Source organism: Arthrobacter sp. AFG20 (assembly GCF_002892795.1).
GTDB lineage: Bacteria > Actinomycetota > Actinomycetes > Actinomycetales > Micrococcaceae > Arthrobacter.
Genome location: NZ_PJMC01000005.1, coordinates 93,457 through 116,700 on the forward strand (window position 1 = coordinate 93,457; position 23,244 = coordinate 116,700).

Consider the following 23,244-nt stretch of genomic DNA (forward strand, 5'->3'; position numbering starts at 1 on the left):
TGCCGTGTGTCTCTCCCGTAGACTAAATCACGCCAGAATTCGGCAGCATGAGACTGGGAGCAACTTCACGTGGCATCACTAATCGAAAAAATTCTCCGTACAGGTGACAAAAAGCTCCTGAGGCAACTGCGGAACTATGCTGATTCCATTAACGCCCTTGAAGACTCATTCCAAACCTTCACGGATGCGGAACTGCGTGAAGAAACAGACCGTCTCCGGGCACGCCACCAGGACGGCGAGAAGCTCGACGATCTCCTGCCGGAAGCCTTTGCCGCCGTGCGTGAGGCGTCATCCCGGACGCTTGGCATGCGGCACTTCGACGTCCAGCTCATGGGTGGCGCTGCCCTGCACCTGGGCAACATCGCCGAAATGAAGACCGGTGAAGGCAAGACGCTGGTGGCCACTGCTCCGGCCTACCTCAACGCCCTTACCGGAAACGGCGTCCACGTTGTCACCGTGAACGACTACTTGGCGGAATACCAGTCCGAACTCATGGGCCGTGTCTACCGCTTCCTGGGGCTGACCAGCGGCTGCATCCTCGCCAACCAGGACCCGTCCGTCCGCCGCGAGCAGTACGCTGCCGATATCACCTACGGCACCAACAACGAATTCGGCTTCGACTACCTCCGCGATAACATGGCTTGGGACAAAACCGAACTCGTGCAGCGCGGCCACAACTTTGCGATCGTCGATGAAGTCGACTCGATCCTCATCGACGAGGCCCGTACGCCGCTGATCATTTCCGGCCCGGCCCAGGGCGACACCAACCGCTGGTACAGCGAGTTCGCCAAGGTTGTCCTGCGCCTGCAGCCGGAGAAGGACTACGAAGTCGACGAGAAGAAGCGCACCGTCGGCGTGCTTGAAAGCGGCATCGAAAAGGTTGAGGACTACCTCGGCATCCAGAACCTCTACGAGTCCGCCAACACGCCCCTGATCGGCTTCCTCAACAACGCCATCAAGGCCAAGGAGTTGTTCAAGCGGGACAAGGACTACGTCATCCTCGACGGCGAGGTGCTCATTGTTGACGAGCACACCGGCCGTATCCTGGCCGGCCGCCGCTACAACGAGGGCATGCACCAGGCGATCGAGGCCAAAGAGGGCGTCGAGATCAAGGCGGAGAACCAGACCCTCGCAACGGTGACGCTGCAGAACTACTTCCGCATGTACAACAAGCTCTCCGGCATGACCGGCACGGCCGAGACCGAAGCCGCCGAATTCATGGGCACGTACAAGCTCGGGGTGGTGGCCATCCCCACGAACCGCGACATGCAGCGGATCGACCAGTCCGACCTGGTGTACAAGAACGAAGTCGTCAAGTTCGAGGCCGTCGTCCGGGACATCGCCGAACGCCACGAGAATGGCCAGCCGGTCCTGGTGGGCACCACCAGCGTCGAAAAAAGCGAGTACCTCTCGCGCCTGCTGGCGAAGGAGGGCATCCGGCACGAGGTTCTCAACGCCAAGAACCATGCCCGTGAAGCCTCGATCGTGGCCCAGGCGGGACGCAAGGGCGCGGTCACTGTTGCTACCAACATGGCCGGCCGCGGCACGGACATTATGCTGGGCGGCAACGCCGAGTTCACCGCCATCGCCGAACTCGCCCAGCGGGGGCTTGACCCGGAAGAAAACTCCGACGAGTACGAGGCAGCCTGGCCCGGCGCGCTGGAGGCGTCGAAGAAGGCCGTCAAGGACGAGCACGAGGAAGTCCTGGGCCTGGGCGGGCTGTATGTGCTGGGAACTGAGCGGCACGAATCCCGCCGGATCGACAACCAGCTCCGCGGCCGCTCGGGACGCCAGGGCGACCCGGGCGAGTCCCGCTTCTACCTGTCGCTGACCGACGATCTCATGCGCCTGTTCAACTCGGGTGCAGCAGAACGCCTGATGAACAGCTCCGTGCCGGACGACGTGGCGCTGGAATCCAAGCTGGTCTCGCGTGCTATCGCTTCCGCCCAGGGGCAGGTTGAAGGCCGGAACGCCGAACAGCGCAAGAACGTCCTCAAGTACGACGACGTCCTCAACCGCCAGCGCGAAGCCATCTACGGCGACCGCCGCCGGATCCTGGAAGGCGACGACCTCCACGAAAAGGTGCAGTTCTTCCTGGAAGACACCATAAATGCGCTGATCGACGAAGCAACCGCCGAGGGCAACGGCGACGACTGGGACTTCGACCAGCTCTGGACCAACCTCAAGACGCTTTACCCCGTCACCGTGACGCCGCACGATGTCATCGACGAGGCAGGCGGCAAGTCGCGCATCACCGTGGAGTTCCTGAAGGAAGAAATCATGTCTGATGCCAAGCTGGTGTATCAGGCACGCGAGGAAGCCATCGGCTCCGAGAGCATGCGTGAACTCGAACGGCGCGTTGTGCTCTCCGTCATCGGGCGGAAGTGGCAGGAACACCTGTACGAGATGGACTACCTCAAGGAGGGCATCGGCCTGCGCGCCATGGCCCAGCGTGATCCGCTGGTGGAATACCAGCGTGAAGGTTTCGCGATGTTCCAGTCCATGATGGAAGCCATCCGGGAGGAGAGCGTCGGCTTCCTCTTCAACCTCGAAGTGGAAGTCACCCCGGCCGAGGACGTCGTAGTTGCGGATGCCGCCGGCGGCCACACCGAACACCACGAGCCGCAAATTTATGCCGCCGGTCTCGAAGCGCCTGAGAAGCCCGCCCAGCTCCAGTACACCGCGCCCCGGGAGGACGGCGGAGCCGAGACCCGGATCGAGGGCCGGGCTGCGGGCCGCTCGGGCAACCCCGCCAAGGCCGCTTCCCAGGAACGGCGCGACGGGAAGAAGAAAAAGCGATAGCCAGAGGATATGACAGGAAGGGACCGGAGCAGTTCAAGCTCCGGTCCCTTCCTTTTCGCGTCAGCCGATCTCCAGTGCAGTAACGCGCCAGACGTTCTTGCTGCGTTCCAGCCGAACGGCGACTGCCCGGACTCGCAGTTCGTCGATCACCACCGCGCTGGCCTCGTACACGTCCGGCGTCACCTCGCAGGCGCGGACCGAGCGGACTGAGGCGTTGCGGTGGAGCAGCTCCATTTTCCGGGGAGCCCGGGCTGCCACCCGCCGGGTGAGGGCCGCCCGGTGCTGAAGCACGGTGAGGCAGCGCTGGTCCAGCCGCCGTGCCAGCTGGTGGATTGGCCTCGTTCCCGCCAGGACTTCAACGGCGGCCTGGACTGTCGCCCTGGTGATGGCGCAAATTTCGCGCGCCTCGTCTCCGGGCCCGGGAGCAGCGGCCGGGACGGGCTCAAGAACAGCGTTTCCTGCACACCGTATGGGAGTTACTGCAGTCATGATCGGTCCTTCGGTAGGGGCTGGCGTGGGAAGGCCGCGGGAGTGCAGCGGCCGCAAGGTCGGTGGCGTGAAAGAAGAGCTTGCCAACGCCGCTTACGGCGGCGGAGGGCTGAGGAGCTGGCCCGGGAGGAGGACGTTGGGATCGGATCCGATGACATTCCGGTTGGCGTGGTACCAGAGCGGCCAGCGGGCTGCTATATCCACGTCGGAAGCGCCGGGCCCCAGTTCCCGCGCGGCGATGGTCCACAGAGATTCTCCGGCCCGGACGGGTACCTCGCGGCGGGCACTGGCCGGCTCAGCCGTTGCCCTGGCGGGCAATGGGGTGACGGGGCCGGGTTCCACAACCGGGACGCGCGGCTTCCACTGAGGCTGGAGCTCGCTGCCGTCCACGACGGATCTTTCCGTGAGGCCCGGGCCCGCGGAGCGGACGGCGGGCAGGCCCGGCCGCCCGTCAGCCAGGGGCGCCCACGCTGCGGACAGGGACGATTCGTTGTTCGAGGAAAGGGCCGCGGCGGGCAAGGCATCCGCATGGGCGAGCGGCGCACCGAGAAGGTGCGCGCCCACCGCAGCCATCGCCAGCCTGCGCATGAAAACAGGGGTGCATCGCCCCGCGGCGCGGGCGGCGGCATGGTGCCCGGTCCGCTCCAGGAGTGCCGATGCAAAGGCCGTAGCGAGTGACAGCAGCCACCAGGCGATGACTGTCAGCCCGGCGGCGAGGGCCAGCAGGCCAACCAGGTCGTCGAAGTGCAAAACCTGCTGGCGTGCAGCGGACCGCCTCCAGTGGTCGGCGATCCCGGCCCCGGTGAAAGCCAGAAAGACTCCGAGACCTAGGATGACGACCCCCAAGGCCGCTTCTGCCCGCACCGGGCGCTGTACCTCTACCGCCATGATTTCCCCCGAACGATTCATTTGATGCAGTTTGATAGACTTTGATGATTTTGGTTCCGTTGGAGCAAGTTTGCGGCAGGTGTATCTATTTGTCTATGGAGATAGGAAAGTTTGTGGATTAATTGACCGTCCTCGCGTGCGCGCCTACGCTGTCGCCATGCGATGGAATGCACTCTTTCAGGATCTTGAGCTGCAGCTTGCCGAGGCCGGGGTCCTGGGCCTGGAGTCCGAGATCGCGGAACGTTCCCGTGCAGACACGGCTGCCATCGCGCTCGATGACAGGCTGCGAGGATCGCTGGGCTGCCGCCTTCGCATCCATCTGAGCGCGGGACCGGTCTTTGCTGGAACCCTCAGCCATGCCGGGTCCGAGAGCCTGGTCATCGACGAGGCGGCGCACCAGGTGCTGATTCCTTACTCCGCCGTGGGCCACTACACCGGACTCGGGCGGTTCGCGGCGGGCGAGGCGTCCCCAGTGCGCCGGAGACTCGGCCTTGCCAGCGCGCTCCGGGGGCTGGCGCGGGACAGGGCTGAACTCACCGTCCTGATGGCTGGCCGGTCACCGGATGTGCAGCTCTCGGGTGTGATTGACAGGGTGGGGCGGGACTTTTTTGACCTCGCCATGACGCTGCCCGGAGAAGCGCGGAGGGCTGGCCGGGTTGCCGATGTGGCTACGGTTCCGTTCCGGGCGCTGGGCGCGCTCCGGTCACGTCGCGGAGGGGAGCTCTGATCCGCCCGGGCAGGGAATGCAGCCTCCGGCCCGGAAACCGCCCGTGCTCAAACCGACTTGGACTTGGCCTCTTGAATCATGCGGCTTGCCTCGGCATAACGCTCTTCGATGTACTGCTCAAGCATCTTTTCCTCGACCCGCCACTGGCCGCGGCCACCCACCTGGATTGCCTTCAGTTCGCCGCTGCGGACAAGGGCATACGCTGCCGGCGCATTGATCTGAAGCTGCTCGGCTACATCTGCAAGCGTAAGGAATCGGGGCATGATCCAATTGTGCCACCGTTGGTCGCGGGTGATGGTGTTATCCACAGTTTGATGTTGTTTACCTGAATACCTTTCCGATTGAGCAGGCATGCCGTAACAATAATCATGACCGGCGCGATTGAAGCGCCCAGGCGTCAAGGGGGAGCAGTACGCATGAGTGCAAGCACGGCGGCCACGGGAGCCCGGCTGAAGAAGCCTTCCTGGAAGGACCCGAGGCTTCTGGTGGGCGTGCTCCTTGTCTTCGCCTCTGTTGTCGGCGTCGTTGCACTCGTCGGCAGTGCGGACCGGACCACAGAGGTGTTTGCCGCCCGTGAGGCAATCGCAGTCGGTCAGAAACTCACTCCTGAAAACATCAGCCGGGTGAAGGTGCGCCTGGGCGACGTCGAAGCGCACTACATGACAGCGGCGTCGGGCCTTCCTGAAGGCCAGGTGGCGGTCCAGCGGATTGCCAAGGACCAGTTGGTTCCCCGTGAAAGTCTGGGCAGTGTCGACGCCCTGGACCGAAAACCCGTGGCCGTCACGGTTCAGGAGGCCTTGCCGGAGCAGGCCGTAGCCGGCACCCGGGTCGACGTCTGGATCTCCATGCCTGACGCCCGGAATGGTTTTGCCGAACCGAAGCTGCTGCTCCCGGGCGCCGAAATCGCGGAGGTCTCAGAAGGATCCACCGCCCTTGGAGCTTCGAAATCCACGGTCCTGATGGTCCTGGTGGGAAATGAGCAGATGGCCTCCCTCCTCGGGGCGCAGGCGAACGAAGCCAAAATCTCCGTGGTGTGGAATCCCGGCGGGGCGGCCAAGTGAGTATTCCGGTTGTCACCGTCGGTGAGTCGCAGGAAGATCTGGTGGGCGGACTGGAGCGGCTCCACGGTCCCGTCACAGTAGTCCGGCGCTGCGCGGAGCTCGCAGAACTGCTGGCTGCCTGCCAGAGCGGACTGGCCCGGGCGGCTGTTGTTGCCGAGGGCAGTCAGGACCTGACTGCCTCGCTGGTGGACAGGCTCGCCGCAGTAGGCGTAGTGATCATTGCCCTGACCGACAGCCCCGAGGAGCGGTTGAGGCTCCGCGGGATCGGAGTCACCGCCGCGCCCTTGACCGTTGAATCCACAGCACTGGCGGAGAGTATTGCCGACGCCGTCGGCAAGCAAGGGTGCCCGAGCCCGGCAGGGCTGCCTACCGGTGCCGGTCCGGGTTACAGCACGGGTTTCGCGGATGCCGGCGCGGCCCTGCGCCCGGAGGCTGCCGACGCCGAATCGGAGCCGGCCTCTGTCGGAACCGGCAGGGTCCTGGCGGTGTGGGGGCCGGCCGGTGCACCCGGCAGAACCCTGGTTGCCGTCAACGTCGCGGGGGAGCTGGCTGCGGAAGGCAAGTCCGTCCTGCTGGTCGACGCCGACAGCTACGGGGCCAGCGTCGCCGGCGCCCTCGGGCTGCTGGACGAAGCGGCGGGTCTGGCGCAGGCCTGCCGGCTGGCCGACCAGGGCCTCCTGGACCGGGAAGCACTGCTCCGCGTCGCCGTACCGGTTACTGCCACGGCCGGGACTTTCCGGGTTCTGACCGGAATGACCCGAGCCGACCGCTGGACCGAACTGCGGGCGGCCGCGCTGGCGCTTGTTTTGAACCGGGCGCGGGAAGTGGCCGACTTCATCGTGGTCGACACCGGCTTCTGCCTTGAGGCCGACGAGGAGCTGAGTTTCGACACCATGGCACCGCGACGCAACGCCGCGACGCTCAGGAGTCTTGAGCTGGCCGATACCGTGATCGCGGTTGGCTCTGCGGATCCGGTCGGTGTTCCCCGCTTGGTCAGGGGGCTGGCGGAACTGGAAGGTGCAGTGCCGGGGGTCAGCCCCGAGGTGGTGCTGAACAAAGTGCGGGCCTCGGCTGTGGGCCGTTCACCGGAACGTCAGCTCCGCGAGGCGTGGGACCGGTTCGGCCCGCCGGCGGGCATCAAAGCCTTCCTTCCGTGGGACCCGGGCGCAACAGACGCAGCGCTGAAATCCGGGTCGTTGTTGCTGGAATCGGCTCCGGATTCCCGGCTTCGGTCGGCGATCGCGGAATTGGTTTGTGCACCTGTCCAGCAAAAACGCCGATCCTCTGTGTTCTCCTCCACAGCAAGGCGCAGGCTGACGGGCTAGGCTCACGGTGAGGGCTGCAAGGAAGCAGCCGCAAACTGTGTGATGGAGGCGTGTGTCGATGTCGTCTGGGTCCAGCGTGGAGGATCAGTCCCGTTCAATCGGAGCCGAGGAAGGCTTCTTGGCGGACTACTACGAGCATCTGGCGGAGGAGGACGCCCGCACTTATCCGCACGAGCTGCTGACAGCACGGGCTGAGACCCACCGCGCAGTGGGTTTTGAGCGCCGGCCGGGGAGTGCCAACATCTCGATCGTTCCGGAGGGCGACCGCAGCGTTGTTTACATCGTCACCGACGACATGCCGTTCCTGGTGGATTCAGTCAACGCCGAGCTGGTCCGGCAGAATTCGGCCATCCACCTCGTTCAGCACCCCATGTTCGTGGTCACGCGCAACCGCGAAACCAACGAACTCGTCAAGGTGGACAGGGTCCCGTCCAGCATCGGCCTCTCCAGCGGCGACACAGCGGCGCTGCCCGTCCTGTCCCACCTGATCGCCCAGGGCGACAATGCGTCCCACATGGAATCCTGGATTGCCGTCGAGATCGGCCGCGCCGGTGACGAAGCCGCTGACCGTCTGCAGGAGGGGCTGGAACGCGTCCTGGGAGACGTCCGGGCCGCCGTCGAAGACTGGCCGAAAATGCGTAACAAGGCATTGCAGATCGCCCAGGACCTGGACAAGGTGGCGCACTCGGCTCAGATCGCAGAGCTGCGCCAGGCCCAGGACTTGCTGCGCTGGCTCGACGACGGCAATTTCACCTTCCTCGGCTACCGGGAATATGACCTGGTCAACGAAGAAGGCGAGGATGTCCTGGAACTGCGCGAGGACAGCGGCCTGGGGCTGCTGCGGGCGCACCACAATACCCATCAGGTGCAGCATCTCACCGACGCGGGCAGGCGCAAGGCCCGCGAAAAGCGCGCCCTGGTTATCACCAAGGCCAATTCCCGCTCAACAGTGCACCGGCCTGCATACCTGGACTACGTCGGCGTGAAAAGCTTCGATGCCGCCGGCAACGTCAATGGCGAACAGCGGTTCATCGGACTGTTTGCTACCAGCGCCTACACCGACTCGGTGCGCAATATCCCGGTTGTCCGGGAAAAGGTCGAAGCCGTGCTGCGCGGTGCCGGTTTTCCGCCGGACTCGCATTCCGGGAAGGACCTGCTGGGCATCCTGGAAACGTACCCGCGCGACGAGCTCTTCCAAATTGAGATTCCCGATCTTGCCGCGACGGCAGCGGGAATCCAGCGACTGCAGGAACGGCGCCGGACCCGGCTGTTCCTCCGGCCGGATATCTACGGACGGTTCATGTCCGCCGTCGTCTACCTCCCTCGTGACCGGTACACCACCAACGTCCGGCTGAGGATCGAACAGGAACTCCGCGAGACGTTCCACGCCGAGTCCATTGACTTCGAGGCGAGGATGACCGAATCCGCCCTCGCCCGCCTGTTCTTCCGCATCCGCCTGCCCAAGGGCGAGGACGTCAGCCACGTCAACACCGATGCGCTGGAAAAGCGGCTCGTCCGGGCTGCCCGGTCCTGGAGTGAAGGGATCGCCGAGGTGCTCCGCGAGCGGAGCGCCGACGACGGCGCCAATGAACTGGCGGCCATCTGGGCCGAGGCATTCCCGGCGGGCTACCGCGTCGACTACGAAATCGAAGATGCCCTCGAGGACATCGCCCGGTTTGAACAGTACGGGGCCGAGGCAGAGCGAACTGTTGGCGCGCGGCAGGAACGGCCGGGAGTCCATGTCTATCTTCCCGAAGGCGCCGGTGCCACCCTCGAGGAGGACGCCAGGGTCAAGCTGTACATGCTGGAGCCGAAAAGCCTGAGCCAGATCCTTCCCTTTTTCCACAACCTTGGACTGGAAGTGCTGGACGAGCGGCCGTTCGAGATCGAGACCGCCGACCGGCGGGACTTCTTCCTTTACGATCTAGGACTGAAGTACCCGGCCGGGGTGGACCCGGTGTCCACTGGCCGGCTGCTGGCGGATTCCTTCGGGGCGGCGGTTTCCGGCGGTGTCGAATCCGATAGCTTTGACCGGCTGGTGCTTCGCGAGGGCATGACGTGGCGGCAGGTCATCGTGCTGCGGGCCTACGCCAAGTACATGCGGCAAATGGGAAACACCAACTCGTTTGAGTTCATGGCCGATACACTTCTGGCCAATCCGGAGGTCACCCGCGGACTCATTGCCCTGTTCGAGGCACGCTTCGATCCCAGCCTGCCGGAGGCCGAGCGGGCGCAGAAGCAGGCAACCGTCCGCGCCCAGCTGGCGACGTCGATCGACAACGTAGCTACTTTGGACGCCGACCGCGTGGTGCGGACGTTCACTAACCTGATCGAATCAACGCTGCGCACCAACTTCTACCAGGACAAGCCGCACCTGAGCTTCAAGCTCAACCCCTCGGCCATCGAAGGGCTGCCCTTCCCGCGGCCCATGTTCGAAATCTGGGTCTACTCTCCCCGGGTCGAGGGCGTTCACCTGCGCTTCGGCAAGGTGGCCCGCGGCGGGCTCCGCTGGTCGGACCGCCGGGAGGACTTCCGGACGGAGATCCTGGGTCTGGTCAAGGCGCAGACGGTCAAGAATGCCGTCATCGTTCCAACGGGTGCAAAGGGCGGGTTCTTCGCCAAGCGGCTGCCGGATCCCGCCAAGGACAGGTCGGCCTGGATGGCGGAGGGCGTCGAAAGCTACAAGACGTTCATCCGCGGACTGCTGGACATCACGGACAACCTCGTTACGGAAGCCGACGGCGAACGGCTCGTCCCGCCGTCGAACGTTGTGAGGCACGACGGCGACGACTCCTACCTGGTGGTCGCGGCGGACAAGGGCACGGCATCCTTCTCTGACATTGCGAACGGGTTGGCCGCTGACTACGGATTCTGGCTGGGCGACGCCTTCGCCTCCGGGGGTTCGGTGGGGTATGACCACAAGGCCATGGGCATCACGGCCAGGGGTGCCTGGGAATCGGTCAAGCGGCACTTCAGCGAGCTGGACCTGGACACCCAGTCCGAGCCCTTCACCGTGGTCGGCGTCGGCGACATGTCCGGGGACGTCTTCGGCAACGGAATGCTCCTGTCCAAGCACATCCGGCTGCTCGCGGCCTTCGACCATCGGCATATTTTCCTCGATCCGAACCCGGACGAGGCGACCTCCTACACGGAACGGCAGCGGCTGTTTGAGCTGCCCCGGTCGTCCTGGGACGACTACGACAAGAGCCTGATCAGCGAAGGCGGCGGTGTCTACCCGAGGCAGGCCAAATCGATTCCGGTCTCGTCCCAGGTCCGTGCCGCGCTGGGGCTGCCCGAGGACACGACGCAGCTCAGCCCGCCCGAACTCCTGCGCGCCATCCTGCTCGCACCCGCCGACCTGCTCTACAACGGCGGCATCGGCACCTACGTGAAGGCCAGTTCCGAGACGCACGCCATGGTGGGCGACAAGTCCAACGATGCCATCCGGGTGGATGGCCGCGACCTTCGGGTCAAGGTCGTGGGCGAGGGCGGAAACCTCGGCATGACGCAGCGGGGCCGTATCGAAGCGGCGCTGCAGGGCGTCATCCTGAACACCGATGCCATCGACAACTCCGCCGGCGTCGACTGCTCTGACCACGAGGTCAACATCAAGATCTTCGTGGACCGGATGGTGGCTGCCGGCAAGCTCGACGCCGCCGAGCGCTCGGACTTCCTCGCGGCGATGACCGACGAAGTGGGGCGGCTGGTCCTGGAAGACAACATCGACCAGAACATCCTGCTGCTGAACGACCGCCAGAAGGTCGCGGAATGGAGCCCGAGCTACGAGAGGCTGATGGACTGGCTGGAGAAGACGGCGGATCTGAACCGGGACCTGGAGGCACTTCCGTCCACCGCTGTGCTGCGCGAACGGCTGGAGCAGGGGCAGGGCCTCACCTCACCGGAACTGTCCGTGCTGGCCGCATACGCAAAGATCGAACTGGCGACTGCCCTGCGCGACAGCGACCTGGCCGACGACCCGTGGTTCCGCGCGACGCTCCGGCAGTACTTCCCGGTCCAGCTCAGGGAGAGATTCGACGCCGAACTGGACACCCATCCGCTGCGCCGGGAAATCATCGCAACGGTCGTTGCCAACGACATGATCAATCTGGGGGGCATCACCTTTGCCTTCCGGACCATGGAGGAAACCTCGGCGAGCGAGATGGCTGTGGCCAAGGCGTTCGTGGCACTGCGGGAAATCTACGAGCTCGACGTCATGGTGGCCGAACTCAACGGCCTGCCTGCATCGTTCCCCACCGAGCACTGGAGCACCGTCCACCTCGATGTCCGTCGGCTGCTGGACCGTTCGGTGCGCTGGGTCCTCGCCCAGGGCAGCGCGTCGCGGCCCATCGCAGACATCGTCGCCGAGTTCCAGCCGCCGATGGAACCCATGCGGGCCCGGCTGTTGGACTACCTGCGCGGTGACGACCGCGAGCGCGTTGCCTCCTGGCTTGATAAGGCGCGGTCGTGGGGCCTGCCCGAGGATCTGGGCCACCGCTGGGCAGAGCTGTTCGAGAGCTTCGTCCTGCTTGACATCGCAAAAATCGCGCACAGCCGCAAGGAGCCGGTGGAGGACATCGCCAACGTCTACTACACGGTGTTCAACCGGTTCCACGTGGACTCCCTGCTGGAGCGGATCAGTTCCCTGCCCCGGGCGGACCGCTGGCAGGCTCTGGCCCGTGCCGCTCTGCGCGATGACCTCTACTCGACCGTTTCAGACATGACGACGGCGGTCCTGGACTCGACCGATGAAGGGTCGCCGGCCGAGGACAGGCTCAAGGCCTGGGAGCAGCTGAACGCGGAACATTTGGGCCGGGCGAAGAGCATGTTCGATGAGGTCAATGCCCTCGAAGCGGACGACATGGCCTCGCTCTCGGTAGCATTGAGGCTCTTGAGGTCAATCGTCCGACGCTAGGACAAGGTCCCGCCGTCGAAAAACTGGAGGTGCAGTGGCAATCTTTACGGACCCCATCAGGGAGCACGCTGATTTTGGGCCGGGGGACGCCGAGTGGCTGCACCTCCTGGTGGGCGACTGGCAGATGGTGGCCGATCTTGCGTTTGCCGACCTGGCCCTGTGGTTTCCCCACCCGGAGCACGGCTACGTTGCCCTGGCACACGTCAGGCCCTCCACGACGCATACGGTGTTCCACGCCGACTTCGTCGGGGAGGGCATCCGCTCCGACCTGCAGCCGCTGGTGGACAAGGCGTGGGAGAGCCGCACCATTGAGCGATCCAGTGAGACGAACTGGAGCAGCGACATGGCACTCCGGGTCGAAGCCGTGCCGATGGTAAGGAACGGCCGGACGCTGGCGGTGGTCACCTCACACATGGACCTCTCCAGCTCGCGGATGCCGTCCAGGCTGGAGCTGACCTACCGCCAGTGTGCCTATGACCTGCTGCGCATGGGCACTCTGGGCCTCTGGCCGGACTTCGCCTCGCCGACCGGCTCCCGCCGCGGGGCCCCGCGCGTTGGCGACGGCCTGATCCGCCTCGACGCCGAGGGCATCGTGCAGTACGCCAGCCCGAACGGGGTCTCGGCATTCCGGCGCCTCGGCGACGGCGAATCCCTCGAAGGGCGCTCGCTGGCTGAGGTCACGGCGGGTCTGCTGAAGGACCGCCGCATGGTGGACGAGACGCTGCCCCTTGTTGTCACAGGGCGGATGCCGTGGCGAAGTGAGATCGAATCCCGTGGCGTTAGCCTGTCGCTGCGGGCGATCCCGCTCCGCGACGAGCAGCAGCGTTTCGGTGCGCTGGTCCTCTGCCGTGACGTGTCGGAGCTGCGACGCCGCGAGATGGAGCTGGTCACGAAGGATGCCACCATCCGTGAAATCCACCACCGGGTCAAGAACAACCTGCAGACCGTTGCCGCGCTGCTGCGCATGCAGTCGCGTCGAATGGTCAGTGACGAGGCAAAGCAGGGGCTGGAACAGGCCATGCGGCGCGTGGCAACAATTGCCCTGGTGCACGAGACGCTCTCGCAGGGGCTGACCCAAAGCGTCGACTTTGATGAACTGATCGGACGCCAGTTCCGCCTTTCCGCAGAAGTGGCCTCACCGTCGCAGCATGTCCGGACGCAGCGGTCAGGGTTGTTCGGTGAGCTTCCCAGCGACTTCGCGACACCGCTGGCGCTGGTGATCAACGAACTCGTCACCAATGCGGTCGAGCACGGACTGGAGGGACGCACCGGGACGGTGTGGCTGCTCGCCGACCGTTCAGCTGGCGACGACGATGAGGAACTGCTCACCGTCACAGTGGCGGACGACGGCGTTGGCCTGCCGGAGACGCCCCATGTGGAGGGCCTTGGGCTGCAGATTGTCCGGACGCTGGTCACGAGCGAACTCGGCGGCACCATCCAGTGGCAACCCCGCGAGGGCGGCGGCACGGCCGTGCAGATTGTCCTGAGTCTGGCAAACCGCTAACACGGCAAAGGCGACGGCCGCGGACCATGGGTCCGCGGCCGTCGCCTTTTCTTGTGGAGCTTTTTGCTTGGGTGCCTTCGTTCCTGTGGTGCGCGTTAGGACGCGCGGCGGGCCCTGGCGGCGCGGCGCTTCAGTGCGCGCCGCTCGTCCTCGCTCATGCCGCCCCACACGCCGGCATCCTGTCCGGACTCCAGCGCCCACTGCAGGCAGGTGTCAACGACCGGGCACCGGCGGCAGACGCTCTTGGCTTCTTCGATCTGCAAAAGAGCGGGGCCAGTATTGCCTACGGGGAAAAACAGCTCCGGGTCCTTGTCGAGGCAGGCCGCGCGGTTACGCCAATCCATGCTGATCAGTCACTCCATTCCTGGGAAGTCAATACCCTTTGTGAAAATATTCACTAGGGCTTACATAGGAAAGGGGCCCTGGAGGGCCCCCTTGGTCATCTGGATCAAGCGTTTCATGTTAACGCTGTGTAAACAAGGGGTAGTGGACCACGAAATCCCCCAGAAACGTGAGCGATGCATCACATCAGCGGGCTGTCCCGCCGTGTGTCGACTATCTCGGGTAGTGTGCCAGTGTGTCAAGACCCCCAGAAGACCCGCCCGGCCCGTTCGCTGATGCCGGAGACGGCGGACTGCCGGAAGGGCAGGCCTCGGCCGGAACGGACCCTTCGAGCCCCGTCCGTCCCCGCGCCGTTGCCGTGATCTGCGGGATCGTGGCAGCCGAGGCCACGGCCCTGCTGGGCGCAGCAGCCTGGTACGGTTTCCAGCTGGCCAGCGGCGCGCCTGTCATGTCGTTTTGGGGCGCCATTTTCACGCTCGGCCTGCTCCTGGCTTTTGCTTCGTGGCTGTATGCCGTTGCCGTGTTCCTGTTCCGGGGCTTCCGCTGGCCGAGGGCCGGTGCGCTGGTGGCCCAGCTGTTCGTGCTGACCATTGGCTTCCCCACGCTCACCGGCGGATTCCCGGCGGCCGGCGCCGCGATGCTGATCCCGGCCGCCACGGCCATCGTCCTGCTGTTCGACAAGCGGGTGATCCGCTTCGCCTCCCGCGCCGCTTCCGCTCCGCCGGCACTCTAACGCCTCCTGACGTCCTAACGCCTCCTGACTTCGCCGGCCACCGCCAGTTGAACAGGTACCGCCGTGCCGTCCGCCACGAGCAGGGCGCGTCCTGGCGGGGGATGGGGATCCGGGTCAATCCGCAGGCCGAAGATGTCGCCCTCCAGCGGACTGCGGGGCGCAATGAGGATGCCCCTGCCGCCACTGCGGGCTGCCAGAGCGAGCGGAACACGCTGCATCAATGACTGGCTGAACGCGGCTGAGAAAACTATCGCCCAGCCGCGGCTGTTCAGCTCCACGAATTGCTGCTGGGAGGTGGCAGGCAGCATGTCGGCATCATCGACGAGGAGTATGGCGTCCCTTGGCAGGCTTCCTTCCACGGCCTCACGGTGGACTGCAGCCCAAAAATCGCCCGGATTGGAGTCCGGCCCGGGGTTCAGCCAGCCGGGCACCAAGGGATTGAGCACCGGCAGGGAAGCCAGGAACGAGGACTTGCCCGAACCGGCGCTGCCCAGCACGGCAAGGACAGCGCCTCCCGGCAGGGGCACCCCGGCAGGGGCGGGTTCGTCCCCGCTCACGCCGACCACCAGGCACCGGGCGGTTGTACGCACCGGGTGGGCCGCAGCGGGATCTGATCCGTGCAGAGGGACGTCTGAAGCAGGCCCATCGGAAGCAGCGTCGCCTGAAGCTCGATCCGCTCTGGGCATCCGGGTGAGTACGTCCGCCACAGAGAGCTGCACGGGAAGGGGATCCACACGGAAGGGCTTGACCCGCACCGGCCCCTGCATCGCTTCGCCGAGGGCAATGACAGTTCCGGAACCGGCACGTCGACCTCCTGGAACGTAGAGCTGGCAGACCGCCTGGCGCCCGTTCGACAAAGCACCGGATGCCACAGCCCGGCCCGGAACTGGCGGAAGGACGGGCATCTTGGGCCACGCCAGCCTGCTCTCTGCGCTGGCGCCCCGCGGGCAGTAGATGCGGTTGGGGATGGCTGGAAAGAACCGCGACGTCACGAGTTCCCGGTCGCCGGAGATCACCACGGTGATTCCGGCACGGTGACCGTCCCGGACGATGTCCTGGACATGGTCCTCGGCGCGGGTTAGAGGACCGGAGCGGAGGGCCGACAGCCAGGAGCCCCAGCCTGAAATGACCAGCACCAGCGGCGGCCCGAAGGCTGCCGGGAGCCGGCTGAGCCGCCCGGACGCTTCGGCCGCCAGGCGCTCTACGACGCGCATACCGCGGCGGAGGTCGTCGAGGTTTACAAAAGACCCTGCGCGGTGCGCGCCCGCCATGCCGGCCAAGGACCCGTCCGCATCGAGGGCATAGAGGTGGCATTCCGTGGGATGGGCCAGCAGCTGTTGTATCGCCATTGACATGGCGTGGGCGGCATCCCGGGATCCTGCGCCGATGAGAGCCAGATGGCCATCCGTGCTGGGCCGCCAGGTGAGACCGGCCAGCCGCTGCTCCTCGGGCAGGTCCAGCAAGCCCAGCCCTACGGCCAAGTTCCCGGCTGTCCCAGGGGCGGCGTCTGCAGGGACGGCGTCTGCTAGGACGAGGCCGTCTGCGGTGAGTGCGGCCAGGTCGGCGGGATCGGCCATCACGTCGGGCAGCGGCGGAGCCAGCGGACGGTGCACCGGAGAACCTCCCATTCCGGCCCACAGGGAGGCAGTCAGCTTCACCGCAGGCCCGGCGGCGTCTGACGGGGTTGCCGGCGGGAGGCGGCTGCCGGTGACAGAAGGCAGCATCGCCAGCGCCGCGGTGGCCTCAAGCACCCTGACCCGGCAAGTCGCAGGGTCCTCACCGGTGCTGGCAATTGATGCTGACTGGAACTCCTCGGCGGTTTCGGTACCCCTGGCCAGGTAGGCGCGGCCGGGCCGGTTGACGGGTATTGCCGATGCCGCGTTGGTGCCGATCACGTCGGCTGACTCGTGCGCGGACTGCACCCGAAGGGCGATGCTCGTGGTGACGTTCGCCCGGATGTCCGCTGTGAGAGCCCCCTGCGGGCGCTGGGTCGCCATGACCAGGTGGATGCCCAGGGAGCGGCCAATGGCAGCGATCCTCATCAGCTCGGTCAGCGTCTCCGGGGCGTCCTCGACGAGCATCCGGAACTCATCGATGATGAGGATCAGCTGGGGGAGGGAGGGTCCGCCCGCAGGCGCCACACGATAGGCGGCCAGGTCCGGGGCGCTGGCTGCGGCAAGCAGCTGCTCACGCCTGCGGACTTCCGCCCGCAGTGACACAATCGTGCGCTCCAGCTGGTTGCTGGCCAGGTCCGTCAGCATGCCGACGCAGTGCGGGATGCCAGTCAGCGGACTGAGTCCCGACCCGCCCTTGAAGTCGAGGAAGAGAACATTGACGCGGTCCGGCGGATAGCACAGGGCGAGCCCGGCGGTAATCGTGCGAAGCAGTTCCGATTTCCCGGCACCGGTGGTGCCGGCAACGAGGACGTGCGGGCCATCCGCCTCAAGATCCAGGACACGCACTCCCCGGCCGGTGCGGCCCAGGGGGATGATGAGTCCCGGCTCCAGCCTTCCGACCGCCCAGCGCTTGGCGGTCGCAGGAGCCGACAGGTCAAGGACATCGCCCAGCCCGCAGCTCGCAGGGAGGGGATGTCCGTCGGCCGGCACCTCAGGGAAGGACTGGCGGTACGTCCGGCAGTAGCGGTCGAAAACGCCGGAGGGCACCAGGTCTGCAACAAAGCGGTGATGCCCGGCCCGTGCCCGAAGCATGGCTCCGCGCTCGCCGAGTTCAATGTCGGTTTCCGCGGGCTGCTGTCCCCGGCCCGGCAGATGGACCACCCGCCACCCGAGACCGCGGGCAGTTGCGATGATGCCGGCTTCCGGGGTGCCGTCTCCGGCTTCGCCGAAGAGCAGGAGAATGCGGGAGACATCCTGTCCGCCGGACGCGTCCGTCACGGCCGCCAGGGTGCCAGGGATCGTTGAATGGAGTGAGACGCCGGGAAGGAACCGCGCCGCGAGCGGCAGGGCAGAAGCCGGTCCATGAATCGCGATCCGGGTGCCCCTGGCCCGCGGATAACCCGTGAGCTGCATGAGGAACGAGTGGATCAGACCGTGAACCTCCGGCGCTGGCCCCCGGATGGACAGGACAGCAAGGCCCGGATCCAGCAGCAGCGGCACCGCGCCGAGCCCAGGGGGTTTGAAGCCCGGCTGGTTCGGGTCCAGGCGTATGTTGGCCACTTGTTCAGCCAGGCCGAGTCTGAGCCAGGCGCCCGGCGCAGACCCTGGTGCTTCCTTGTACTTTGACGTCTCCCGTTCGGCACTCAGGCCGGAGCCGGCAGGGCTCCGCGCGGGAACCGCAGCGCTCAGTGCAAGATCAGCAGCGGACGGTGCGGACCGCCGTCGTCGATCCAGATCCTGCGCAACCGCCGCCGCGACTGCCGATCTGAGCTCGCGGCGCTGCCGGGCCCCCGAGAACACCGGGACAAGTAGAGACACTGCCGACACCGCCGTGAAGGCCAGAAACATCCACGACCCCGTCACCAGCACCAGCCCCACACCTATGATCACGGGGAGAACCGCCCCGAGGAGCAGCATGGACCGGCCCGCCGGCACAGGCGGTTGTGACACGGTCAGCGGCTCCGCCACAGAGCTTCCGGCGAACCCAAGCTCGGCGTCCCGTGCCCCTGATGGCGCAGCCAGCACGACCGACATGGACGAATTGCCGCAGCGAATACGGGAACCGATCGCGACGGCTGTTTTTGACACCCGTTTGCCGTCGACCTCGGTGCCGTTGATGCTGCCAAGGTCGACAAGGGTTAGTGACTTATCCGTAACCTCGAGTCTGGCGTGCTCGCGGGAGAGATCGGCATCCGGAATCGTCAGTTCGGCGTTGGTCCGGCCGATTCGGTAGCTTCCCCGTCGCAGCGGAAGAACCGAGCCTGCAGCGGGTCCGCTGTCCACCACGAGGAGCACGGCAGCGGGAGGTTCGCACTCCGGTCCCGCCCCGGACACAACCACGTCGGACCCGCCACCGGTGGAAGGACCATCCACCAGAACAGCCCCGTTGACGAGCGGGCTTCTGCCGACTGTCAGCACACCCAGGCGCCTGCCCTCCACCGACAGCCTGCCGGTCTGGAAGCGGTGCGAGAGCTCGGTTTCCAGATCGGACCCCGGGCACCCGTCCGGCGCCGAGACCGTCAGCTCGACCGGTCCGCCTTGGGATAGGGACCCGGGAGCGCGCACCAGAGTGCATTGCAGTTCCATTTGTGTCCGCCTTTCCGGGCCCTTTTGGTGGAAACGCTAGCCCTCTTCACAAGCGAGCCGATCCTGCGTGTCCGTGTATGTGGATAAACCCTCGCCAAGACCGCGATCACTGCCGTCGGGGGAGACTCGGGTAGGCTAGGTCAGCAGACAATGCACAACGTTGGGCTGCCCGAATTCGAAACAGGAGATTTAGTGACTGCTGACCTCGTCATCGTAGGATCAGGCTTCTTTGGCCTGACGATCGCAGAACAGGCCGCCAGTGAGCTGGGCTTGAAGGTAGTCGTCCTCGACCGCCGCCACCACATCGGAGGCAATGCCTACAGCGAGAAGGAAGAGCAGACCGGGATCGAGGTTCACCGCTACGGTGCGCACCTGTTCCACACGTCGAACGAGCGCGTCTGGGAGTACGTCAACCGCTTCACCGCCTTCACAAACTACGTGCACAAGGTCTACGGCGTGCACAAGGGCGAGGTTTACTCACTGCCAATCAACCTGGCCACGATCAACCAGTTCTTCCGCGCCAACATGACGCCGGGAGAGGCGAAGGAACTCATCCAGGAACAGGCCGGGGAACTTGCCGGCACCGATCCCCAGAACCTGAACGACAAGGGCATTCAGCTCATTGGGCGTCCGCTTTACGAAGCCTTCATCAAGCACTACACCGGCAAGCAGTGGCAGACGGATCCCAAGGACCTGCCCGCGGGCATCATTTCCCGCCTTCCCGTCCGGTACAACTACGACAACCGGTACTTCAACGACAAGTACGAGGGGCTGCCGACCAACGGCTACACGGCCTGGATCGAAAAGATGGCCGAGCACCCGAACATCGAGGTCCGGCTCAACACGGACTTCTTCGACGAGTCGCACGAGTACAGCAAGGGCAAAGTGGTCGGCAGCATCCCGGTGGTCTACACCGGACCGGTGGACCGCTACTTCGACTTCGCTGAGGGCGATCTGTCCTGGCGCACCATCGACTTTGAGGAAGAAGTGCTCGACGTAGGTGATTTCCAGGGCACTTCCGTGGTCAACTACAACGACGCCGATGTGCCCTACACCCGCATCATCGAGCCCCGCCACTTCCACCCGGAACGCGACTACCAGGCCGAGAAGACTGTCATCATGCGCGAGTTCTCACGTTTCGCGGAAAAGGGCGATGAACCCTACTACCCGATCAATACGAGCGCAGACCGCGAGCGCCTGCTTAGATACCGCGATCTCGCCGCAGACGAAAAGAACGTCCTCTTCGGCGGCCGGCTCGGTACGTACAAATACCTTGACATGCACATGGCCATCGGATCGGCGCTAACAATGTTCGACAACCAGATCCGGCCCCATTTCGAAAGCGGAGCCAACCTTGAAAGCGGAGGAATGGACGCATGAGCACAGCAACCAAAAGTGAGGCCCAGGGCGTCAGCCAAGTAGGCCAGGCATGGCGGGTCCTGCAGCGGGTCATTTTGCCGAGCCAAAGCCAGATGGACACCGTGCCCCTGTACCTCGACACCGGGACGGCGACGGGCGTGCAGTTGCCGACGTCGAACCTTGAGGCCAACAGCAGGACCCAGGCCCAGACCGTCAGCGCTCCGAGCAAGGAAGCGCACGTGGAAGACTTCCTGACGCGTCATTCGACGTCGGTCCGTCCCGGTGAGCGTGTCTCGTTCGGCAGCTACTTCAACGCGTTTGCTGCAAGCTACTGGCGTCGCTGGACCACCGTCAAGAGTGTCCGGCTGTCGGTGTCCACTGTCGGTTCCGGCTCCGTGATCGTCTACAAGTCGAACGCCCGCGGTGCGCTCCAGCGCGTTGATTCCCGGAATGTCGACGGCGGCTCGGTGAGCACTTTTGACCTCACCCTGGCCCCGTTTGGCGACGGCGGTTGGTACTGGTTCGACCTTGTGGCAGGGTCCGAGCCTCTCGTACTCCGGAATGCCGAGTGGCTGACAGAGGGCGACAACAGCCGGCAGGGTAGCGCCACGCTGCAGATCACAACCCTTAACAAGACCGAATTCTGCATCAATAACCTCAAACTGCTGGCCGAGAACCCGGATGCCCTGGAGCACATCAAGGAGCTCGTGGTTGTCGACCAGGGGACTCAGAAAGTCTCCGATGCCGACGGTTTTGCCGAAGTGGCTGCGGCGCTGGACGGCAAGCTGAGGATCATCAACCAGGACAATCTGGGCGGTTCCGGCGGATTCGCACGTGGCATGTACGAGGCAGTCGAGAACGGCAGCGACTACGTGCTGCTGATGGACGACGACGTTGTAGTCGAGCCCGAGAGCATCTCAAGGATGCTCACTTTCGCAGACCTGTGCAAGACCCCGACTATCGTCGGCGGCCACATGTTCGACCTGTACAACCGCACGGTGCTGCACACCTTCGGTGAGGTCGTGAACCCATGGCGCTTCCTCTGGGAACAGTCCCGTGAGGACATGCTGCTTGGCCACGACTTCCAGTCGACGAACCTGCGTCAGACCAGCTGGCTCCACCGCCGTGCCGATGTGGATTTCAACGGCTGGTGGATGTCGCTGATCCCTACGCGGATTATCCGTGAAATCGGGCTTGCGCTTCCGGTATTCATCAAGTGGGATGACGCCGAATACTCCCTCCGGGCCAAGGAACATGGCTATCCGACCGTTTCGATGCCCGGCGCGGCGGTCTGGCATGTTTCCTGGATCGACAAGGACGACCTTGTGGGCTGGCAGGCATACTTCCACGCCCGCAACAGGTTCATTGCCGCGCTGGTCCACAGTCCCTACGAGTTTGGCGGCCGAATCGTCCGCGAGTCGCACTACGCCGATATCAAGCACCTTGTGTCCATGCAGTACGCCACGGCACGGGGGCGCAACATGGCGCTGCGCGATCTCCTGCGCGGACCGGGGCAGCTGCATGAGCAGTTGGCCAAAAAGCTGCCTGAAATCCGGGACATGATGAAGAACTACCCGGACTCGGTGATCGCCACTGATCCGGACGCCTTCCCAGCCGCGAAGCTGGACAAGCCGCCGAAGCACGGGCACGGTGTCCGCGAACCAAACAAACTTGGGTTGATCCCGATCGCGGCCAAGACCGTGCTGCGCCAGCTGGTGCAGCCCGTTGCGCCGTCAAGCCAAGTCCGGCCTCAAGCGAATGTGGCTCACCAGGACAACCGCTGGTGGCGCATGTCCCAGTATGATTCCGCCGTCGTCACGAACGCGGAAGGCACCGGGTCAGCATGGTACAAACGCGACCCGAAGGAGCTCCGTTCAATGCTTGCAGAGAGTGTACGCCTGCACTCAGTGTTGCTGAAGGATTGGAAGAGGCTCAGTGCTGAGTACAAGGCTGCGCTGCCTGAGATCACATCCATACAAACGTGGAAGAAGACCTTTGACACACATAGTGAACGTGTAGATGAGCGTTAGCACGGAGGAGTTGGCCCGCCCCGGCGTCGGCGGCGGGCTCGCGGAGGTCTTCCGCACGCGGTTCTTACTTAAACTGCTGGTCCGCAAGGAACTGAAGGTCAGGTACCGGGGTTCTGTTTTGGGCCTGCTTTGGTCGTATGTGAAGCCGGGTGTGCAATTCATCGTTTTCTACATTGCGCTGGGCGTTTTCCTCGGGCTGGAAAACAGCCCACGCAACCCCAACGGACTGCCTAACTACGCGATCTACCTGTTTTCTGGAATAGTACTTATCAATTTCTTCACCGAGGCTTTGGGTAACGCTTCCCGATCCATTGTGCACAACGGCGGATTGATCAAGAAGATATACCTGCCGCGGGAGCTGTTTCCGGTGGCTTCCGTATGGGTTTCGGCTGTGCATTTCTTTCCGCAGCTCGTGATCCTCGTTGCGGCGTGTGTGTTCGCGGGTTGGCACCCCTCCGTATTCCAGTTAGCAGCTGCAGTCGGGGGGTTTGCCATTGTGGGGCTCCTGGCGACGGGACTGGGACTGTTGTTCGGTGCCGTGAACGTTTACTTCCGCGATTCGGAGAACTTTGTCGACATGCTCTTGATGGTGGCGACATGGGCGTCCCCAGTGATGTACGCGTGGACTATGGTGGCGGACAAGCTGGGACAATTCTGGTTTACCGTTTATCAATTCAACCCGATAACGGTGGGTGTCGAATCATTTCACTTCGCGTTTTGGCTCCCGACGACGGACGGCAGCACCCCTCTCCCGCCTAACCTGCTCCAGTTTTGGATGCCAGTGGCATTGTTAGTCTCTGCTGGCGTTCTGCTCGTCGGGCAGGCGACCTTCCGTCGGCTTGAAGGCCGTTTTGCACAGGAGCTTTAAAG

The 23,244-nt window shown here is 64.7% G+C and carries 15 protein-coding genes; 10 read left to right on the forward strand and 5 right to left on the reverse strand.

The window, feature by feature from the left end; all coding sequences use genetic code 11:
* Positions 1 to 69 precede the first annotated feature (69 nt).
* Positions 70 to 2,802, forward strand: coding sequence for a preprotein translocase subunit SecA (gene secA / locus CXZ05_RS07460; RefSeq protein WP_102971987.1), 2,733 nt, complete (start codon positions 70 to 72; stop codon positions 2,800 to 2,802).
* 60 nt (positions 2,803 to 2,862) lie between these two features.
* Here the strand turns inward: secA and CXZ05_RS07465 are convergent, their stop codons facing one another.
* Positions 2,863 to 3,291 carry an Rv3235 family protein gene (locus CXZ05_RS07465; RefSeq protein WP_258006485.1) on the reverse strand — a complete coding sequence of 143 codons (429 nt, stop codon included), beginning with the start codon at positions 3,289 to 3,291 and terminating at the stop codon, positions 2,863 to 2,865.
* A gap of 93 nt (positions 3,292 to 3,384) precedes the next feature.
* Positions 3,385 to 4,200: a LysM peptidoglycan-binding domain-containing protein gene (locus CXZ05_RS07470; RefSeq protein WP_146033074.1), complete on the reverse strand. Its 816-nt coding sequence runs from the start codon at positions 4,198 to 4,200 to the stop codon at positions 3,385 to 3,387.
* Positions 4,201 to 4,336: 136 nt separating this feature from the next.
* Between CXZ05_RS07470 and CXZ05_RS07475 the strand changes: the two genes are divergently transcribed.
* On the forward strand, positions 4,337 to 4,906 hold the full coding sequence (locus CXZ05_RS07475) for a hypothetical protein (protein ID WP_102972193.1): 570 nt from the start codon (positions 4,337 to 4,339) through the stop codon (positions 4,904 to 4,906).
* Between the two features lie 47 nt (positions 4,907 to 4,953).
* Here the strand turns inward: CXZ05_RS07475 and CXZ05_RS07480 are convergent, their stop codons facing one another.
* On the reverse strand, positions 4,954 to 5,169 hold the full coding sequence (locus CXZ05_RS07480) for a helix-turn-helix domain-containing protein (RefSeq protein ID WP_043419585.1): 216 nt from the start codon (positions 5,167 to 5,169) through the stop codon (positions 4,954 to 4,956).
* A gap of 153 nt (positions 5,170 to 5,322) precedes the next feature.
* Between CXZ05_RS07480 and CXZ05_RS07485 the strand changes: the two genes are divergently transcribed.
* From CXZ05_RS07485 to CXZ05_RS07500, 4 genes are read left to right on the forward strand one after another with little or no spacing between them, the layout of a single operon-like run.
* On the forward strand, positions 5,323 to 5,967 hold the full coding sequence (locus CXZ05_RS07485; protein WP_102971989.1) for an SAF domain-containing protein: 645 nt from the start codon (positions 5,323 to 5,325) through the stop codon (positions 5,965 to 5,967).
* Positions 5,964 to 7,292, forward strand: a complete 1,329-nt coding sequence (locus CXZ05_RS07490; RefSeq protein WP_102971990.1) for a chromosome partitioning protein — start codon at positions 5,964 to 5,966, stop codon at positions 7,290 to 7,292. The genes CXZ05_RS07485 and CXZ05_RS07490 overlap by 4 nt, the downstream gene beginning before the upstream one ends.
* Before the next feature lie 58 nt (positions 7,293 to 7,350).
* Entirely contained in the window at positions 7,351 to 12,204 is a 4,854-nt protein-coding gene (locus tag CXZ05_RS07495; RefSeq protein WP_102971991.1) for an NAD-glutamate dehydrogenase, read from the forward strand.
* A gap of 34 nt (positions 12,205 to 12,238) precedes the next feature.
* Positions 12,239 to 13,708, forward strand: coding sequence for a sensor histidine kinase (locus CXZ05_RS07500; RefSeq protein ID WP_102971992.1), 1,470 nt, complete (start codon positions 12,239 to 12,241; stop codon positions 13,706 to 13,708).
* A 95-nt stretch (positions 13,709 to 13,803) separates the two neighbouring features.
* Here the strand turns inward: CXZ05_RS07500 and CXZ05_RS07505 are convergent, their stop codons facing one another.
* On the reverse strand, positions 13,804 to 14,052 hold the full coding sequence (locus CXZ05_RS07505; protein WP_003804966.1) for a WhiB family transcriptional regulator: 249 nt from the start codon (positions 14,050 to 14,052) through the stop codon (positions 13,804 to 13,806).
* Between the two features lie 233 nt (positions 14,053 to 14,285).
* On the opposite strand from CXZ05_RS07505, the gene CXZ05_RS07510 reads away from it, so the two are divergent.
* The gene (locus tag CXZ05_RS07510) at positions 14,286 to 14,783 is read left to right on the forward strand and encodes a hypothetical protein (protein ID WP_374754633.1); all 498 of its coding nucleotides are present in this window, start codon (positions 14,286 to 14,288) and stop codon (positions 14,781 to 14,783) included.
* Positions 14,784 to 14,797: 14 nt separating this feature from the next.
* On the opposite strand, the gene CXZ05_RS07515 is transcribed toward CXZ05_RS07510, so the two are convergent.
* On the reverse strand, positions 14,798 to 18,985 hold the full coding sequence (locus CXZ05_RS07515; protein ID WP_102971993.1) for an FtsK/SpoIIIE domain-containing protein: 4,188 nt from the start codon (positions 18,983 to 18,985) through the stop codon (positions 14,798 to 14,800).
* Positions 18,986 to 19,177: 192 nt separating this feature from the next.
* Between CXZ05_RS07515 and glf the strand changes: the two genes are divergently transcribed.
* From glf to CXZ05_RS07530, 3 genes are read left to right on the forward strand one after another with little or no spacing between them, the layout of a single operon-like run.
* A complete protein-coding gene (gene glf, locus CXZ05_RS07520) occupies positions 19,178 to 20,365 on the forward strand; it encodes a UDP-galactopyranose mutase (protein ID WP_102971994.1) in 1,188 nt (395 codons plus the stop codon).
* Complete coding sequence (locus CXZ05_RS07525) at positions 20,362 to 22,374, forward strand: glycosyltransferase (RefSeq protein WP_102971995.1); 2,013 nt, start codon at positions 20,362 to 20,364, stop codon at positions 22,372 to 22,374. Before glf ends, CXZ05_RS07525 begins: the two co-directional genes overlap by 4 nt.
* Positions 22,364 to 23,242 carry an ABC transporter permease gene (locus CXZ05_RS07530; protein ID WP_102971996.1) on the forward strand — a complete coding sequence of 293 codons (879 nt, stop codon included), beginning with the start codon at positions 22,364 to 22,366 and terminating at the stop codon, positions 23,240 to 23,242. The genes CXZ05_RS07525 and CXZ05_RS07530 overlap by 11 nt, the downstream gene beginning before the upstream one ends.
* Positions 23,243 to 23,244 lie beyond the last annotated feature (2 nt).